The sequence below is a fragment of the Comamonas sp. E6 genome, assembly GCF_001010305.1.
Lineage (GTDB): Bacteria > Pseudomonadota > Gammaproteobacteria > Burkholderiales > Burkholderiaceae_C > Comamonas > Comamonas thiooxydans.
On sequence record NZ_BBXH01000006.1, the window covers coordinates 162321 to 177117 of the forward strand.

The window sequence follows — 14797 nt, forward strand, 5'->3', positions numbered from 1 at the left end:
GCAGGCAGCGCTCAACGCAGCTGACGCCAGCTGGGGCGCAGCGACTGCTCGGGCATGCGTGCCAGCATCTCTTTATCATTCTTGGTGTCGATATCTGCGATCTTGTTTTTCTGGGCTATTAGCGTGTGGGAGCCTTTGCTTACCTTGACGCGAGACACATTCAGATCCAGCGAGTTGTAGAGACCGTCGTTGTTTTTATCAACGATCTGAACCGACGGACGAAGCCCATCCATGATGTTGATAAAGGTGCGGTACTGGCGCTCTCCATCGACCGTCGTGGATTCACAGCTTTCCACATTGGGGTCTACATCGGTGCCCTTGGCCGGAACCTGAGAGTAAATGGCCAGGATATTGCTGCCGTCATAGAACTCCATGGGTTTGAGCTGACGCTCTCCTACGGCCGGCAAGTCCAGATACCAGCCGTTGTAGTTGGCCCAGGTGCTGGTGGTGAGCTTGTTGTCGTCATTACTTGCTCCAACAGCGCCAAAGTCACCGTTGCTCAGTTCCGTAATGCTTTGCTGAGCAAGCTTGGCTGCGGTTACGCCGGTGCCCAAGGCCGTGGGGACTGGAATGCAGGTTCCGTTGGGGGTTGTGCAGGATGTATTGCCACTATTGACTTGTACGCGTGGGCCAAGGTTTGTGGTAATCAAGTTGTAGCGTGTGTTGTCCAGGACGGAGTAAATGGTTTGCACATTCCGGTTGTTTTCGTCAGCTTTGGTAGCGTTGCGGCCTGTGCCAAAAGCAACCATCATGCCGCCTACAGCAATGGTTTTCTTGTCGTTGCCTGTTCCAATGGTCATTTTCCGGTCGTTGGCACGCACAGTTGGTGGGGCCGTAATGGACTGGACAAGAGTTCTGGTGCTGTTCAAGGATGCGGGGCCTTGCGCAGTGAATAATGGCCTTCCGCTGAAAGCGACTCCCCAGTTGCTTGCATCAGCACTGGTGAGATCAAACTTCCACATATTGCCCAAGTTATCACCAGCGTATGCAATATCAGGCAATCCATCACCATTGAGGTCAACCAAGCGGGGGGCAGCCAGGCCATTGTCGTTGGCAATGCCACTACCTGTACCAATGTCTGCAGTACTCGCATCAACGGCGCCTACGACAGGGATACGCTTGAGTTCCATATCGTTGTCCAGATACTGAATCAGCAATACGGGGCGTTGGTTGCTGCTGTTGTAGCCGTTACCCATAACAACTGCCCAGCGGTTGTTATTCATGCGCGTGATCTGTGTGGTGCGCATAGGGTTGTTCTCATCAGCGACGGGTGTTGCTGTGATGTTACCAATGTCACGATCCTCCGATACGGCTTTGGCACAGGCCGTCTTTTCGGGAGTACTCATGCCAGTCAATGCGCAGTTGGGTGCTGCTGCGGCATTCATCGCAGCATCAGTACTGCGAGTTCGGTCTAATTTGACGAGGCTCGAAGCCGCTGTCGTGGAAAAGCTATCTGGGTTGGTGACATCCAAAACAAAATAACCTTTTCCGCCAGCGCCCAGTGAACCAACCAGAATTGTTTTCCAGTTGTTGCCAGGGTTGGTGTCTGTGTCGATGTTTGAGCCGATATAGATATCCCCTGTCATTGGGGAGCCGTCAACAAAATTGCGATGCTTTTGGTTGTATGTGGGGTCTGTAAGGCGACCTAAGCTAGGGATGATTCCCTGCGGAATGTATGCAATTTTCTCTGTGCCATCAGCAGCAGAGAATCCATGCAGCATTCCGTCATTGCCACCTGCATAAATCATCGGCGTTCTTGTACCCTTGGATCGGGTGAAGTCTGCATAGCCCTTTAAAGCGTAGTTGCTCGAAGGAGCTCCAGTAAACCAGATAATGGAGTTGATGATGTCTCCTTGGATACTCTTGCGCTCACGAAACGGCTTGGCTGCTGTGTAGCCGGTGCTTTCAGAGCCTTCAAGGGTTCGTATGCCTCGTATAAAGTTCAGGCGGTTTTGCCCAGCTGCTGCACCTTCGTCGGTTCCAGATCCATCAGGCTTCTTCTGTAACCATAGCTTTTGGGCTGTGCTTAGTGTGGATTCATCATTTGCCCACAGGAATGGAACGCCACCCTGATACTTGTCCTCGCTCCCCCATTTGTCACTCCAGCTGAGGATGGTTCTGCTGGTTGTATTTTTTGTGGCACCTGTTGCATTTAAGGCGTCAAGCTTTTCTGCCGTATTCTGACCACCCCATCCAGGAGTGGATATTATCGATCCATCTGTTCTGACAGTTTCAGCCTTGATGAAGCCTTTCCAGCCATTTTTGGGTTCATAATTTCCTGTGAACTTTCCAACGTCATAGCGCGTATTATTGGATCCACTTGTAGCAGTGGATGTCATATCTGGATCAGTTTGGGTGTTGATTTGCCCAAAAATTTCACGGAATGCTTTTTCTAGATCTTCACCTTTCTCAACAGCATAAAAGCGCCCACGACCATTTAAGGCAGCATGCCAAAGATCAAGAGATCTCTTGTTTTCATTGTCCATCGCAGGCCAGGATTTGTTTCCTGTAACGAAATCAAGAAAGCTTCCGTTGTATCCAAATGGAACTTTATTAGTCGGTGCAATAATGTCAGATGCGCCAGGCCAAGTTACAGCCATATTGCTGAATCCAATGGTGTAGGTGACCATATGGGGCCAGTTGGCAGGGTTGAACTTTGGGTTCCAGTATCTCTCTAAAATTGCATCGTTGCCTTTTGAGTCTTTTCCGAAATTTTCTTGTTGAGGTGCATTGTCATATTCTGGAGAGGGTTGTATGGATCCTTTTAATCCTTTAACTCCATTTGTCTCGTCTTTTGCTGTTTGTAATGGCGTTCCCCAGCTGTAGAAAGCCCAATCAGCTAGGGTTTCTGTGTGGGAGTCTCTATATAAAGATGTCTGTTTTTGTTGGGCTTGTGTTCCACCATAAATGGTCTCATCTGGTAGGGTTATGTTGGTTGCATTATCTCGACGATTTTTGTCGCCGATGTCATATGATGTATTGTTCCAGCGGCCATCCGTCATCATGATATGGTAGTTTCGACGACAACCGAGGTAAGGTGTAGCTTGACTCCCCGGGTCTGATGCCCAGGGACTATTGATTGATAAGTCGCGACGCATGTAGGCGTCGGCTTGTTTGAACATTAAATGGGAAGGTGTGCCATTATTTGCATCTAATCCATTAATGAAGCTAATGAAGTTATTTCTATGCGTTTCTCCTAAGAAACGCATGGAGTTTTGATTCATTTTATCGGAGTCGACATTCTTTGCGTCAGCTGAACCTCCGTTATTCCACATGGCTTGCCAAGATAGACGAATTTTTCTATCTGGAAGTAAATTTCTATCTCGGAAAACGCCGCCTTCCCAAGTTCCATCGCTCTTTTGTGCTCCAATTAATGCATATTTAAGAACATTAATGCGGCGGCTTGTTACGGGCCAGGTTCCATCTGCATTCGGCTGAGATTCATTGGTGGCGCCACCCCAAATTGCGTTGCCTCTTCTGTCATAGCCTGTAATTACGCATTTGGATGAGCTTTCTGCATTTGAGCAGTAGTCCATGCTTCCAGAATCGTCGACGGAGATAATCACATTAGGTGTGACATAGGGCTGCACTGTGCCCGGAGGGGCCTGAAGCAACTCGATGGATGTTGCGATCGAGGGTATTAGAACTGCGCCTGCTGCTATGGCAAGTGACTTTCTTTTGAAGTGAGCGGGCATTTTTTTTTGCATGGCGATCACCTGATCTGATAAGTAGAGAACATGGGTATCTAGTCTTTGAGTTTTTGTCTTGCATACGTCTGCTGAAGCACAACCATTGTGTTGGGATTGCGTCCATACGCCAGAGCTGTAATTCGATAGACGATATTAGGTGTCAGGTTTAGTGCCAAAATGCTTTGTGGGTTTATTGCACCTGTTCCAGTGTTGTTGACAAGAACACCGGAATTCTTGCTGCTATCGTCATAGGGGAGAATTTCGATCCAGTACCAGGCCCCTTGGTTGGCAGCACTTCTGTCTCGCAATATGGCGCTTGCCGGACTATCATCATCTCCGATTGCTGCGCCTGTGAATTGACCATAGCGCGCGCCGACGGGCGTAGTGGTGCCTGTATGAACACCGGTCATTTGTGTCAGCGTAATGCCCTTGGTCGAATCTGTGTTGTTCCAGAAGTCCTGTTTGTCTTTGATACCAGAGCGATCAGCGCGCTTGATGCAAATGCCGTTTTTGCATTTCGGCGCTGTGCTGGCAATCTTGGTGGGGTCTGCCAGGTCCGCCAGAAGAGTGCCCACCTCCTGTGCTTCTAGCGGTATTTTCTCTGCAGTCGTGCGTCGGCATATGTTTCCGTCACTGTCATTGGGTGTGCAAAAGCTGCCATCAGAGTTTTCTCCGCGAATATCGAGCTCGGCATCTTGCAAGATGGCCTGGGCTGCCTCGAAGGCTCGCTGGTAATCAGCATCATTACCGACGATCAACTCATTGAAAAGCGATGTGCGGGATGCCCACAGGGCGAGCAGCATGGAGAGCATGACAAAGATGATCACAACGAATAGTGATATACCTCGCTGTTCTCTTTGTCGGGAAAATTTGAATGTATTCATGATATTCAGCTGACCGTAGTCAGTCCCTGGCTGCGCAGCTGGTAGATGTTGCGGAAAACCATGTGCGCTCGCCGCGTACGTGGGGCAGCCAATGTATTCATGGTGACGGATGTAGTGTTGTCGCAGTCCAGGTAGGTGGTGTTGTCCGGCATATCAATGGCTTCATTGCCATAAAGCACCAGACATATTTCCACGCCGACAACCTGCGGCCAGGCGCTTGCCACAGTAGCTGCATCGACATAGCTGATCTGCGGGGAACCACTGGATGCCGATGTCTGCAGCAAATATCGCACTTGAAAATTAGCGACATTCTGAATAATGGGCTGCGGGTTTCCTGATGCGCCCACGCAGCGCAATTCATTATTTGTAGAATTGAGCGAGAACCGGCTTTGAATCAAATTGTCATTGGGTGATTGACCGAGACAATCGCGCAGCATGGATGCAGTATTTGTAGATGTATATACCGGCTCTTTATAGTTGCGATAACCCAAGGTGAGCTTGTATTCATTGGTGCCGGGGCTGTCCATACCGCTGATGGTATTGACCGCGGGATCGAAATCTGTGGCTTTGGTCTCAAAGGCTACCGGATCCGACATATCGATATCGGCTCCTTCTGACTTCTGTGAGGCCAGATTCAGTCTCAAGGAGCCAGCCTGGCGGATCTGTTGCCCGATGACGCGAAAAGCGTATGCGGCTTGTTGCTGCAGCATGCTGCTATCGCTGACCGTGCCGGTAACGCCTCTTGAGACCATCAGCGCACCCATGGCAACGGCTACCGTCAGAAGTCCGATGACGATGCCGACGAGTAGTTCAATTAGAGTCACGCCGCGCTGAGGCTGGCTTCTCGCGATGCTGGAGGCTTTCATAGGGATGCGTCAGGTTCCGGGGCAGAAAAACAAAGGTGCACTATTGCCTGCACGAAAGTCAGGTGCGCAGCGTGCACTGACTGGTATGTATTGAAGATGGCAAGTGAAGTTGGCGGGGCAGGAGGTGGGATCTTTGGTGCTGATACTGCCGTCGCTCTTGATGCTGGCTCCGGTGTTGATGGCGTCCTTGTAGGCTTTTTTGGCGGCAGTGCCGGTGGCATCGCTTGCAAAGTCTTCGCGCTCGTTTTCCCGCCAGCGTATGAGCACGCCCAGTTGCCGGCGGTTGGTGATGCTGCTGGAATCGCCGTCGGCAAGGGCCAGGAAGGTGGCGGCATTGCCAAGCGGGAGAGAGCGCTCCACCAGGCGTTTCCATTCCTTGAGGTCGTACTCGGCCAATTCGGCCTGGGTGCAGGTAGTGCTGCCAACGCATTTTTTGGTCGCCGCAGTGGTTGGCGGTGTTGCGGTCCAGCCCGTGACGTAGGTGTTGATGCCGCTCAGTGCATTGGGATTTACCTTCATGCGCTCGCTGAGGTCTTCAATCAAACGGATGGCTTGAGCGCGGCGCATGCTGGTCTGGGTGTCGGTCAGCGTGCGCATTTGTACGCCGAGGATGCCGAGGATGCCCAGTGCGGCAACGACAATGGCAATCAACGATTCCAGCAAAGTGATGCCTCGCTGTTTGCCGATTTGGCGAGTGTGATTCAGTTGGTGCATGGCACGTCTTTTTGTTCAATGACTCGAATTCGTCCGCCCGAAGACATGCAAATGCCCTTGGTGGCGGCAGAGGCTATTCCGGCAGGCTGAGGTGCTATCGTGAAGCCGATCAAATTGGCGCCATCCATCATTCCCCAGCGGTCGACACGGATGGTGGCGCCTGATTTGGTTCTGGTGACGGTTACTTTGGTTGGTGGTTCATAGCGCTGGATTTCCTCTCCGCTGTTCCAGCGTCTGTTGCCATTGCTGTCCACGAAGACGACCCAGCCGCAATCCCAGTCCTGGTTGGTCCCGTCGGTGACGCAGCCAACAGTGGTTCGGGGAAGCTTTTCCAGATATACGTTGCCACCGCGCTTGATAGCTTCTGAGCGGGCGAACATCAGACTGGATTTCATGATCTCCACGGCCTCCATGACGCGCCAGCGCTCAAAAATAAAATTGAAGCTGGGCACTGCAATGGCGCTGAGGACTGCGGCTATGGCAATGGTCACTATCAGCTCAATGGAAGTGAATCCGTAACTGCTGAAACCGGGGGCTGCGAGGTGCGGAGCGTTGTTTAAGCCGGGGTACATACATATTCCTCGTTGAGGGCGGGCCTGTGCCGCAGCCCAATGATCCTGTTCGTTTGGTTAACTGCATGAGCTGGTTGCAGAGTCGAGTCGCTTGATGCGTCCGCTGCTGCTGACACAGATTGAGGATGCGCTGGCGGCGCTGCCACTTTTTGGGGTCAATCGAAATGCAAAATCGATGGCGGCATTCGTGCTTGAGAACCTTCCCCAGCGGTCAACCTTGATCGGGTCGGTCAGCTTGGCATCGCTGGTATTGGTGAACTGCACGCTTACCTTGTTGGGGGCGGGGGCAGTCTGCAATGTGTCTTCGCCGCTGTCCTGCTCGCCGTCGTTGTCCAAGTCGGCAAACACAATCCAGCCGCAGCTCCAGAGGCTGGTGTCTGTGCCCACTGCTGTGCAGCCTCCGCCATCATCGCTGCGCAAAATAGTCACATTGCCGCCGCGCTTGATGGCTTCGGAGCGCGCAAAGTAAAACGTGGACTGCAACTCTTCCGAAACCTGGCGCACTCGCCAGCGTTCAATGATTGGATTGAAGCTGGGCGCGGCAAGGCCGGCCAAAACGGCCAGAATGGCAACCGTGACCATGAGTTCAATGGCTGTGAAGCCTCTGGAAAAATGGTGACGAATGAGGGGCAAATTGGGCATGCTGGCATATTACGTTTCGTTGCATGCCGAATGCTTTGTGACTGGATGAGTGGTCTTGATGGGGAGATCGGTGGTTGCTTTCAGCGGCGGCGGCCGGAAGCCGGGTAGGCGTACCCCGCGCATGCCCCGGAGTTGGGTCTTCCCTGGCATTCCCGATAGAGTCGTCTATCGCGTTCGGCAGTTGTCTCTTCCGAACTGCTCCGGGTGTTCTGGATCTTGACCTTGCCGCTTTGCTTCTTGGCTGCTTTGTGGTTGCGCTGGCCTGCGTTGGCTGCGAGTGCTGGCTGATCTGCGAGAGCGAAGACTATCAGGGCCGCAGTGCAGAGGCTGGCAAACGAATAGCGTCTAGAAAAGCTGATCATTGCAGATCCCCGGCTGGAGGTGATGGGCGCATTGTCCGAGTCTCGCTCAGGAGCGGGCAAGCGGGTTTGCCAGCCTTGGTCTTGTGCCCAGTCGTGCTATTGCATGGAGGATAAATCGCCTCTTGATATAATCGTTGGGTTTTGCATGGTGCAAGACGCACGCTGAGGCCTTTCCAGCCTTGGCGCAAGTAACCAAGGTGCTCCTCGTCGAGTGCCAAATCCTAAGGAAAACAAAATGATCGCTGCCGATAAGAAGGCTGAAGTTGTCAAGGCCAATGCTCGTTCCGAAAACGACACTGGTAGCCCCGAAGTGCAAGTGGCTCTGCTGACAGCTCGCATCAACGAACTGACTCCCCACTTCAAGGCTAACGCCAAGGACCACCACGGTCGTCGCGGTCTGCTGCGCATGGTGAGCCGTCGCCGCAAGCTGCTGGACTACCTGAAGTCCAAGGACGCTGACCGCTACACAGCACTGATCGCCAAGCTGGGCCTGCGCAAGTAAGCACGGTGAAAGATCGAAACGCCTGAGTTAGATTGCCTAGCTCAGGCGTTTTTTACTTCGGAGTTCGCAAAACAGAGCGAAGCTGTGTCATTCCAATGCTGCACTATTGATAGCGCTCAGCGCAGCACTGGAATGGCATCGTGTTCTGTTTGCACTCCAAATCAAGACTGGATGAGCGTATCCAGCTATTCATAAGGGAGTCAATATGACCATGTTCAACAAAGTTACCAAGACCTTCCAGTGGGGCCAGCATACGGTCACCATGGAAACCGGCGAAATCGCGCGCCAGGCCTCCGGCGCCGTGCTGGTCAACATCGACGACACCGTGGTGCTGGCCACTGTCGTGGGTTCCAAGATCGCCAAGGCCGGCCAGGACTTCTTCCCCCTGACCGTTGATTACATCGAGAAGACTTATGCCGCCGGCAAGATCCCCGGCAGCTTCTTCAAGCGCGAAGCCAAGCCTTCCGAGCTGGAGACTCTGACCTCGCGTCTGATCGATCGCCCCATCCGCCCCCTGTTCCCCGAAGGCTTCTACAACGACGTGCATGTGGTCATCCACACCATTTCGCTGAATCCCGAAGTCGACGCCGACATCGCTGCCATGATCGCCACTTCGGCGGCCCTGGCTGTGTCCGGCATTCCCTTCAGCGGCCCCATCGGTGCTGCTCGCGTGGGCTACGTCAACGGCGAATATGTGCTGAACCCCGGTCAGACCCAGCGCAAGGATTCTCAGATGGATCTGGTCGTTGCCGGCACCGAATCCGCCGTGCTGATGGTGGAATCCGAAGCCCTGCAACTGCCTGAAGAAGTGATGTTGGGCGCCGTGGTGTTCGGTCACGAGCAAGGCAAGATCGCCATCGACGCCATCCATGATCTGGTGCGTGAAGGCGGCAAGCCCGCATGGGACTGGACTGCTCCTGCCAAGGACGAAGCGCTGATCGCCAAGGTGGCCGAGCTGGGCGAAGCCAAGCTGCGCGCCGCTTACCAGGAGCGCAACAAGCAGGTGCGTACCCTGGCTTGCCGCACTGCATACGCTGATGTCAAGGCCGCCTTGACCGAGCAAGGCGTGGCGTTCGACGGCGTCAAGGTCGAAGGCATGCTGTTCGACATCGAAGCCGGCATCGTGCGTTCGCAGATCCTGGCGGGCGAGCCCCGTATCGACGGCCGCGACACCCGTACCGTGCGCCCCATCGAGATCCGTTCCTCCGTGCTGCCCCGCACTCACGGCTCCGCGCTGTTCACGCGTGGTGAGACTCAGGCCCTGGTGATCTCCACGCTGGGTACCGAGCGCGATGCTCAGAAGATCGATGCGCTGGCTGGCGAGTTCGAAGACCGCTTCCTGTTCCACTACAACATGCCTCCCTTTGCCACCGGTGAAGTGGGCCGCATGGGCTCGACCAAGCGCCGTGAAATCGGCCACGGCCGTCTGGCCAAGCGCGCTCTGGCGGCTTGCCTGCCGACCAAGGAAGAGTTCCCCTACACCATCCGCGTGGTGTCGGAAATCACCGAGTCCAACGGCTCTTCGTCCATGGCTTCGGTCTGCGGCGGCTGCCTGTCCATGATGGACGCCGGCGTGCCCATGAAGGCGCATGTGGCCGGTATCGCCATGGGTCTGATCAAGGAAGACAACAAGTTTGCCGTGCTGACCGACATCCTGGGCGACGAAGATCACCTGGGTGACATGGACTTCAAGGTGGCCGGTACCACCAACGGCATCACCGCCCTGCAGATGGACATCAAGATTCAGGGCATCACCAAGGAAATCATGCAGGTCGCCCTGGCTCAGGCCAAGGAAGCGCGCATGCACATCCTTGGCAAGATGCAGGAAGCCATGGGTGAAGCCAAGACCGAAGTCTCCAGCTTCGCGCCCAAGCTCTACACCATGAAGATCAACCCCGAGAAGATCCGTGACGTGATCGGCAAGGGCGGCGCCACCATCCGTGCGCTGACCGAAGAGACCGGCACCCAGATCAACATCGAGGAAGACGGCACCATCACCATTGCCGCCACCGACGGCGCCAAGGCCGAAGCCGCCAAGCTGCGCATCGAGCAGATCACGGCCGAAGTCGAGATCGGCAAGATCTACGAAGGCCCCATCGTCAAGATCCTGGAATTCGGTGCCCTGGTCAACCTGCTGCCCGGCAAGGACGGTCTGCTGCACATCAGCCAGATTGCTCACGAGCGCGTGGAAAAGGTCACCGACTACCTGCAAGAGGGTCAAGTGGTCAAGGTCAAGGTTCTGGAAACCGACGACAAGGGTCGCGTCAAGCTGTCCATGAAGGCGCTGACCGAACGTCCTGCCGGCATGCCCGAGCGTGAGCCGCGCGAACCCCGCGGCGATCGCGAGTACCGCGAACGTGCTCCCCGCCAGAATCGCGAACCCCGCGAGAATCGCGAGCCACGTGAAAACCGCGCAGCCGCTGACGAGCAGCAGCAACAGCAGCAGTAATGGCTGAGCAGGAGTCCGCCGCGAGGCGGTCTCCTGTTTTGTCGTTTGCTGGCTGATCCTGATTTTGTAGCCGCAGGCGCTTTCTGTATAAGCGTTTGAGCTTGATTTCTTTGATAGAGCAAAGCCTGACTATGGAAGCCAACACAATGCGAGCGGTGGAAATCACCAGCTATGGTGCGCCAGACGTGCTGCGCATGGGTGTACGTCCCATGCCGGTGGCGGCTGAGGGGGAGGTGCTGATTCGCGTTGCCGCGAGCGGCATCAATCGCCCCGATGTGCTGCAGCGCAAAGGTCATTACGCGCCGCCTGCCGGAGCCTCCGATCTTCCGGGGCTTGAGGTGGCGGGTGTGATCGTGGCGGGCGACGAGGCGGCCATGGCCAAGGCGGGCTTCAAGCTCGGCGACCGCGTCTGCGCGCTGGTGGCCGGTGGCGGCTATGCGAGTTTCTGCGCTGCGCCCGTGGACCAGTGCCTGCCGGTGCCGAAGGGCTTCAGCGACGTGCAGGCGGCGGCCTTGCCCGAGACCTTTTTCACGGTCTGGAGCAATGTGTTTGACCGGGGGGCTCTGCAGCCCGGTGAAACCTTGCTGGTGCAGGGCGGCAGCAGCGGCATTGGCGTGACGGCGATTCAGCTGGCCAAGGCCTGGGGCGCGACGGTCATTGTCACGGCGGGCAGTGATGCCAAGTGCGATGACTGCCTCAAGCTCGGTGCCGACCACGCCATCAACTACAAGACACAGGACTTTGCGGCAGAAGTGCAGCGTATCACGGCAGGTGAGGGCGTCAACGTCATTCTCGATATGGTCGCCGGCAGCTATGTGGCGCGCGAAGTCCAATGTCTGGCTCCTGATGGTCGCCTGGTCATCATCGCGGTGCAGGGTGGCGTCAAGGCCGAGTTCGATGCCGGCCTGGTGCTGCGCAAGCGACTGACCGTGACCGGCTCCACGTTGCGCCCGCGCTCCGTGGCCTTCAAGGCGGCGATCGCCGAGGCGCTCAAGCGCAATGTCTGGCCCCTGCTGGAGTCCGGCAAGGTGCGCCCAGCCATCTATCGTGAATTCGATGCTGCTGATGCGGCGCAGGCTCATGCGCTGATGGAATCCAGCCAGCACACCGGAAAAATCGTTTTGACTTGGGAAACATGAAGCAAAAACTCATTGTTGGCAACTGGAAGATGAACGGCAGCCTGGCTGCCAATGCTGCTTTGTTGCAGGCCATCAAGCAGGGCTTGCCTGCTGGCAACAAGGCGGGCGTGGCCGTGGCTGCTCCTGCGCCCTATCTGGCTCAAGTCCAGGCGGAACTTGCGGGGACATCCATTGGTGTGGGCGCACAGGATGTGTCCCAGCACGAGCAGGGCGCATTCACGGGCGAAACTTCTGCTGTCATGCTCAAGGAGTTCGGCGTGCGCTATGCGCTGGTCGGGCACTCCGAGCGTCGTCAATATCATGGCGAGACCGATGCGGTGGTCGCTGCCAAGGCCCAGGCCGCGCTGGCCAAGGGCATTACGCCCATCGTCTGCGTGGGCGAGACCCTGGCGGAGCGTGAGGCGGGTCAGACCGAGGCCGTGGTCAAGCGTCAGCTGGCAGCCGTGATTCATCAGGTCGGCCACTGCGTGAGCGAGCTGGTTGTGGCCTATGAGCCTGTCTGGGCCATAGGCACCGGCAAGACTGCCACTCCCGAGCAGGCCCAACAGGTGCATGCCGTGCTGCGGGCGCAGCTGGCGGCGGCCAGCGACAAGGCTGATCGCGTGCCTCTGCTTTATGGCGGCAGCATGAATGCGGGCAATGCGGCGCAGCTGCTGGCTCAGGCCGATATTGACGGTGGCCTGATCGGTGGCGCTGCTCTCAAGGCCCCGGATTTCCTCACCATTATTGCGGCAGCGCAATAATTCGTCTGCGCCGCACTCCGGTGTGGTGCGCAATGATTCAGACTTTTAGGTTTTGATATGAACGTCTTTTCCAGCGTCATTCTCGCGGTCCAGATGCTGGCCGCTCTGGGCATGATCGGCCTCATCCTCATGCAGCACGGCAAGGGTGCCGATATGGGGGCTTCCTTTGGCAGCGGTTCGTCGGGCAGCCTGTTTGGCGCCTCGGGCAGCGCCAACTTCTTGTCGCGCTCCACGGCGGCTCTGGCCACCGTGTTCTTCGTGGCTACATTGGCTCTGGCTTATCTGGGCAATGCTCGCCCAGTGAGCTCGGGCAGTGTGCTGGAAGGCGCTGCTCCTGTTTCGGCTCCTGCGCCTGCTGCCAATGTGTCGCCCGCAACTGCCGGCGATGCAGCCGTGCCTCCTGCTGCTCCAGCGGCTGGTGCTGAGGGCGCAGCCCAGATCCCAACGAAATAATTTGGAGAAAATCCTGAAGAACCCCAAAGAGTGGGGTTTTTCAGGCTAGAATCTAGGGATTGTCTGGGGATCAGAATCTTTGCAACGAAGGTTCCAGGGATTGCCGGACTTTGAGACGAAGCCGTCGTGGTGGAATTGGTAGACACGCTATCTTGAGGGGGTAGTGGCGAAAGCTGTGCGAGTTCGAGTCTCGCCGACGGCACCAACACATAACTAAAAACCTGCCCTGCTGATCAGGCAGTGATCGGTGAGGCATGTTTTCATAACAAGGCCCACTCGATGAACATCGATCAGTACCTTCCCGTTCTTCTGTTCATTCTTATTGGCATGGCTGTGGGTGTTGTACCCCTGGTGCTCGGCTACGTGCTGGGTCCCAACCGCCCTGATGCTGCCAAGAACTCCCCCTACGAATGCGGTTTCGAGGCGTTTGAAGACGCTCGAATGAAGTTTGATGTGCGCTACTACCTGGTCGCCATCCTGTTCATTCTGTTCGACTTGGAAATCGCATTTCTGCTGCCCTGGGCTGTCGCACTCAAAGATGTCGGCGGCGTGGGTTTTGTTGCTGTCCTGATTTTCCTGGCCATTCTGGTCGTGGGCTTTGCCTACGAGTGGAAAAAAGGCGCCCTGGATTGGGAATAAGCAGCTTTTCTGAGGAAACACGATGATCGAAGGCGTGATGAAGGAAGGCTTCGTCACCACCAGTTATGACACGGTGGTGAACTGGGCCAAGACAGGGTCGATCTGGCCCATGACATTTGGCCTGGCCTGCTGTGCGGTGGAGATGATGCACGCAGCAGCTGCTCGCTATGACATCGGTCGCTTCGGCTCCGAAGTGTTCCGTGCCAGCCCCCGCCACTCTGACCTGATGATTGTTGCCGGTACGCTGTGCAACAAGATGGCTCCCGCGATGCGCAAGGTGTACGACCAGATGTCCGAGCCGCGCTGGGTAATTTCCATGGGCTCCTGCGCCAATGGTGGCGGTTACTACCACTACAGCTACTCGGTGGTGCGTGGTTGCGACCGCATTGTTCCCGTCGACGTCTATGTGCCTGGTTGCCCCCCGACAGCGGAAGCGCTGATCTACGGCATCATCCAGCTGCAGCAGAAGATTCGTCGTACCCACACCATCGCTCGCGTTTAAAGGGCTGAGATGACTGCAATTGCAATTCACCCCGAGAAGCTTCGGGATGTGGTTACTGCTGCCTTGGGTGACAGGGTGCGCTCCGTCACTCTGGCCTATGGCGAAGTGACGGTGGAAGTATCCGCTGACAAGTATCTGGACGTGATGCAGATTCTGCGCAATGCCCCGGACTGCCAGTTCGAGATGCTGCTGGATCTGTGCGGCGTGGACTATTCCACTTATGCGGAAGTCGGCAAGGACGGTCCGCGTTTTGCCGTTGTATCCCACCTGATGTCCCTGACGCTGAACCAGCGCCTGCGTGTGCGTGTGTACTGCGCCGACGACGACTTCCCCGTGGTGGCCTCGATCAACCCCATCTGGAACTCGGCCAACTGGTTCGAGCGCGAAGCCTTCGATCTGTTCGGCATCGTGTTCGAAGGTCACGAAGACCTGCGTCGTATCCTGACTGACTATGGCTTCATCGGCCATCCATTCCGCAAGGATTTCCCCCTGTCCGGTCACGTGGAAATGCGCTACGACGCCGAACAGCAACGTGTGGTGTACCAGCCCGTCACGATCGAGCCTCGCGAAATCACGCCGCGCATCATTCGTGAAGAAAACTACGGCGGAGGCCTGCACTAAAGGCGCACGTCGCCTTTTGA

The 14797-nt window shown here is 56.0% G+C and carries 14 protein-coding genes and 1 tRNA gene; 9 read left to right on the top strand and 6 right to left on the bottom strand.

The features are described 5' to 3' along the window. Window positions 1-11: 11 nt before the first annotated feature. From CSE6_RS04030 to CSE6_RS04055, 6 genes are read right to left on the bottom strand one after another with little or no spacing between them, the layout of a single operon-like run. On the bottom strand, window positions 12-3707 hold the full coding sequence (locus tag CSE6_RS04030; RefSeq protein WP_059439936.1) for a pilus assembly protein: 3696 nt from the start codon (window positions 3705-3707) through the stop codon (window positions 12-14). 38 nt (window positions 3708-3745) lie between these two features. After that, window positions 3746-4573, bottom strand: coding sequence for a PilX N-terminal domain-containing pilus assembly protein (locus CSE6_RS04035; RefSeq protein ID WP_059439937.1), 828 nt, complete (start codon window positions 4571-4573; stop codon window positions 3746-3748). Between the two features lie 5 nt (window positions 4574-4578). Beyond that, window positions 4579-5439, bottom strand: coding sequence for a PilW family protein (locus CSE6_RS04040; RefSeq protein ID WP_059439938.1), 861 nt, complete (start codon window positions 5437-5439; stop codon window positions 4579-4581). Window positions 5440-5448: 9 nt separating this feature from the next. Then, window positions 5449-6153, bottom strand: a complete 705-nt coding sequence (gene pilV / locus CSE6_RS04045) for a type IV pilus modification protein PilV (RefSeq protein ID WP_034378752.1) — start codon at window positions 6151-6153, stop codon at window positions 5449-5451. Then, a complete protein-coding gene (locus CSE6_RS04050) occupies window positions 6141-6725 on the bottom strand; it encodes a GspH/FimT family pseudopilin (protein WP_193751088.1) in 585 nt (194 codons plus the stop codon). The genes pilV and CSE6_RS04050 overlap by 13 nt, the downstream gene beginning before the upstream one ends. A gap of 57 nt (window positions 6726-6782) precedes the next feature. Continuing rightward, window positions 6783-7367: a GspH/FimT family pseudopilin gene (locus CSE6_RS04055; protein WP_034378753.1), complete on the bottom strand. Its 585-nt coding sequence runs from the start codon at window positions 7365-7367 to the stop codon at window positions 6783-6785. A 597-nt stretch (window positions 7368-7964) separates the two neighbouring features. On the opposite strand from CSE6_RS04055, the gene rpsO reads away from it, so the two are divergent. The 9 genes from rpsO to CSE6_RS04105 all read left to right on the top strand — a co-directional run bounded on the left by rpsO (window position 7965) and on the right by CSE6_RS04105 (window position 14777). Then, a complete protein-coding gene (gene rpsO, locus CSE6_RS04065; protein ID WP_003057844.1) occupies window positions 7965-8231 on the top strand; it encodes a 30S ribosomal protein S15 in 267 nt (88 codons plus the stop codon). A gap of 205 nt (window positions 8232-8436) precedes the next feature. After that, window positions 8437-10680: a polyribonucleotide nucleotidyltransferase gene (gene pnp, locus CSE6_RS04070; RefSeq protein ID WP_059439939.1), complete on the top strand. Its 2244-nt coding sequence runs from the start codon at window positions 8437-8439 to the stop codon at window positions 10678-10680. Window positions 10681-10811: 131 nt separating this feature from the next. After that, a complete protein-coding gene (locus tag CSE6_RS04075; RefSeq protein ID WP_034378754.1) occupies window positions 10812-11819 on the top strand; it encodes an NAD(P)H-quinone oxidoreductase in 1008 nt (335 codons plus the stop codon). Beyond that, window positions 11816-12562, top strand: a complete 747-nt coding sequence (gene tpiA / locus CSE6_RS04080; protein ID WP_034359791.1) for a triose-phosphate isomerase — start codon at window positions 11816-11818, stop codon at window positions 12560-12562. Before CSE6_RS04075 ends, tpiA begins: the two co-directional genes overlap by 4 nt. Window positions 12563-12619: 57 nt before the next feature. Continuing rightward, on the top strand, window positions 12620-13015 hold the full coding sequence (secG, locus tag CSE6_RS04085) for a preprotein translocase subunit SecG (RefSeq protein WP_003064379.1): 396 nt from the start codon (window positions 12620-12622) through the stop codon (window positions 13013-13015). 120 nt (window positions 13016-13135) lie between these two features. After that, window positions 13136-13220 (top strand) — tRNA-Leu (locus CSE6_RS04090). Between the two features lie 74 nt (window positions 13221-13294). Beyond that, complete coding sequence (locus CSE6_RS04095) at window positions 13295-13654, top strand: NADH-quinone oxidoreductase subunit A (protein WP_003064381.1); 360 nt, start codon at window positions 13295-13297, stop codon at window positions 13652-13654. A gap of 22 nt (window positions 13655-13676) precedes the next feature. Beyond that, entirely contained in the window at window positions 13677-14156 is a 480-nt protein-coding gene (locus tag CSE6_RS04100; protein WP_003057832.1) for an NADH-quinone oxidoreductase subunit B family protein, read from the top strand. Between the two features lie 9 nt (window positions 14157-14165). Next, a complete protein-coding gene (locus tag CSE6_RS04105) occupies window positions 14166-14777 on the top strand; it encodes an NADH-quinone oxidoreductase subunit C (RefSeq protein WP_012837316.1) in 612 nt (203 codons plus the stop codon). The last annotated feature ends 20 nt before the right edge of the window (window positions 14778-14797 follow it).

What these genes read in the sequence shown, in the direction of transcription:
- CSE6_RS04030 (WP_059439936.1), bottom strand. Translation starts at nt 3,707, where the DNA reads ATGCAAAAAAAAATGCCCGCTCACTTCAAAAGAAAGTCACTTGCCATA.
- CSE6_RS04035 (WP_059439937.1), bottom strand. Translation starts at nt 4,573, where the DNA reads ATGAATACATTCAAATTTTCCCGACAAAGAGAACAGCGAGGTATATCA.
- CSE6_RS04040 (WP_059439938.1), bottom strand. Translation starts at nt 5,439, where the DNA reads ATGAAAGCCTCCAGCATCGCGAGAAGCCAGCCTCAGCGCGGCGTGACT.
- pilV (WP_034378752.1), bottom strand. Translation starts at nt 6,153, where the DNA reads ATGCACCAACTGAATCACACTCGCCAAATCGGCAAACAGCGAGGCATC.
- CSE6_RS04050 (WP_193751088.1), bottom strand. Translation starts at nt 6,725, where the DNA reads ATGTACCCCGGCTTAAACAACGCTCCGCACCTCGCAGCCCCCGGTTTC.
- CSE6_RS04055 (WP_034378753.1), bottom strand. Translation starts at nt 7,367, where the DNA reads ATGCCCAATTTGCCCCTCATTCGTCACCATTTTTCCAGAGGCTTCACA.
- rpsO (WP_003057844.1), top strand. Translation starts at nt 7,965, where the DNA reads ATGATCGCTGCCGATAAGAAGGCTGAAGTTGTCAAGGCCAATGCTCGT.
- pnp (WP_059439939.1), top strand. Translation starts at nt 8,437, where the DNA reads ATGACCATGTTCAACAAAGTTACCAAGACCTTCCAGTGGGGCCAGCAT.
- CSE6_RS04075 (WP_034378754.1), top strand. Translation starts at nt 10,812, where the DNA reads ATGGAAGCCAACACAATGCGAGCGGTGGAAATCACCAGCTATGGTGCG.
- tpiA (WP_034359791.1), top strand. Translation starts at nt 11,816, where the DNA reads ATGAAGCAAAAACTCATTGTTGGCAACTGGAAGATGAACGGCAGCCTG.
- secG (WP_003064379.1), top strand. Translation starts at nt 12,620, where the DNA reads ATGAACGTCTTTTCCAGCGTCATTCTCGCGGTCCAGATGCTGGCCGCT.
- CSE6_RS04095 (WP_003064381.1), top strand. Translation starts at nt 13,295, where the DNA reads ATGAACATCGATCAGTACCTTCCCGTTCTTCTGTTCATTCTTATTGGC.
- CSE6_RS04100 (WP_003057832.1), top strand. Translation starts at nt 13,677, where the DNA reads ATGATCGAAGGCGTGATGAAGGAAGGCTTCGTCACCACCAGTTATGAC.
- CSE6_RS04105 (WP_012837316.1), top strand. Translation starts at nt 14,166, where the DNA reads ATGACTGCAATTGCAATTCACCCCGAGAAGCTTCGGGATGTGGTTACT.